Genomic DNA, 507 nt, shown 5'->3' on the forward strand with positions numbered 1-507 from the left:
CGAGAATCCGGCGTTGCGGTCGGGGGTCCACTGCATGGGGGTGCGTACGGCGTCGCGGTCGCCGAGCCAGATGTTGTCGCCCATGCCGATCTCGTCGCCGTAGTAGAGGATCGGCGAGCCGGGCAGGGAGAGCAGCAGGGCGGTGAACAGCTCGATCTGGTTGCGGTCGTTGTCGAGCAGGGGGGCGAGGCGGCGGCGGATGCCGATGTTGGCGCGCATCCGCGGGTCCTTGGCGTACTCGGCCCACATGTAGTCGCGTTCCTCGTCGGTGACCATTTCGAGGGTCAGCTCGTCGTGGTTGCGCAGGAAGATGCCCCACTGGCAGTTCGAGGGGATGGCCGGGGTCTTGGCGAGGATCTCGGAGACGGGGTAGCGGGATTCGCGGCGTACGGCCATGAAGATGCGCGGCATGACGGGGAAGTGGAACGCCATGTGGCACTCGTCGCCGCCCGCCTGGTAGTCGCCGAAGTAGTCGACGACGTCCTCGGGCCACTGGTTCGCCTCCGC

The 507-nt window shown here is 67.5% G+C and carries 1 protein-coding gene; it reads right to left on the reverse strand.

Annotated features, from left to right (window positions below; translation table 11 throughout):
* A partial coding sequence (locus LG395_RS40945; protein WP_263983669.1) for an alpha-amylase family glycosyl hydrolase occupies positions 1 to 507 on the reverse strand: 507 nt, incomplete at both ends.

This window comes from Streptomyces spinosus (assembly GCF_020400655.1).
GTDB classification, from domain to species: domain Bacteria; phylum Actinomycetota; class Actinomycetes; order Streptomycetales; family Streptomycetaceae; genus Streptomyces; species Streptomyces argyrophylli.